The 1,426-nt window shown below is 61.6% G+C and carries 1 protein-coding gene; it reads right to left on the minus strand.

The window, feature by feature from the left end:
• Window positions 1-11: 11 nt before the first annotated feature.
• Window positions 12-1,340, minus strand: coding sequence for an IS4 family transposase (locus SAHL_RS02135; protein ID WP_123589774.1), 1,329 nt, complete (start codon window positions 1,338-1,340; stop codon window positions 12-14).
• Window positions 1,341-1,426 lie beyond the last annotated feature (86 nt).

A 1,426-nucleotide genomic window follows, 5' to 3' on the forward strand; every position in this document is an offset into this window, starting at 1 on the left:
CGTAATGCCGTTCACTTAAGCGGGGAAGCCTGCTTATTCACGGGATAGCGGGTCTTGGACATCTTCACCGCTCTCGGCCGCCCGGGCCGAGAGCGGTGATCGAGACAAAGCTGTGCCACCCCGGCTCTGAGTTCGGATAATCGCGCCCCGGTCTTGGACAGCGGCTGGGCGGCGGCCATGACGATGAGTTGTGCCGCGATATATTGATACGCGAACTTGAACCGGATGCGGGTCGGATCGACGCCGTGCGCCAGCGCGGCCTGACTGGCTTCTCGCCGGATCACGTTGTAGGCCAGCAGCAAGCCCCAGACTTCTTGATAGGCCAACACGACGGTCTTGCTGCGTAGCGTCAGCGCGTTGTGCTGCAACGCGCTTTTGATGTCCCGGAAGCCCACCTCGATTTCCCAGCGCTCGTCATACAGCGCGGCCACGGCTTCGGTGTCATAGTCGGCGGCAGGCAGGGAGGTCAATATCGTGCGTAATGTCCCTTGATCGGTCACCGTATCCACCACTCGGGCCGTCCAGGTCTCCGGCAGCGCCGGATTCTTACGTTGTGCCTGGGGCGAGACCCGCATCCGCACGAGCCGATCGTGGTCGTTATAGGTTTCAAGCGTTTCGGTCACGACGTTCTTGCGGGCCGGAATTAACCAGTGGCGGGCCGTGCCCTGGTCGGCCAGGCGGCACAATAGATCCGCACTCCAGAAGCCCTTGTCGAACAGCGTGATCGAATGATCGGGCACCCGATCGATGAAGTCGGCGGCTAAGCGCATCTCGTTGTGGCGGTAGGGGCTCAGTTGGGCGTCCAGAACCACGTGCGAGCGCACGTTCATCAACGCCACCACCCGCATCATCGGATAGGGCGTCTGGCGCGCGGTGGATGTATTACCCGAGCCGAAATGGGCACGCAGTTCGGGCGTGTCCGGCGTGCGTAGCACCGCGCCATCCACGGCCAGCACCTGCAAGCCCTGCCAGTCATCGCCCGGATAACGCTCTCGACCCCACGTCGCACCGGTCTGGCGAAACAGCCATTCGACCGGGGCACAACCTAAGCGCTGTCGCGCTTTGGATACGCCGCTGGCGGCCAGGAGCTGATCGCTGGCCAAACCTTGGGCGCAGATATTCAGACGCCGGGCGACTTCGGCGACCGGCTCGTTACGAAACAGCGCCATGCCCAAGACCAGCCATAGCACCTGATCGGCCGGTAAACGCCGTCGTCGGATCGTGGCGTTATCGGCCAGATGCAGCGCGGATTCGACCCATTCGATCGGAATGTTCTGGGTGAATGTGCTTAGATCCGAGAATGAATGGAGATCGTCGAGATCGAACAGGCGCGCTTGCAAGGACACAAAAAATCCGGCTTCCACACGTGAAAGCCGGATTCTCGGCAAGCTCCGCCTGACCTGCAATGCTTAAGTGAACGGCATTA

Origin of the sequence: Salinisphaera orenii subsp. halophila YIM 95161 (genome assembly GCF_003732545.1) — a bacterium.
GTDB classification, from domain to species: Bacteria; Pseudomonadota; Gammaproteobacteria; order Nevskiales; family Salinisphaeraceae; genus Salinisphaera; species Salinisphaera orenii_A.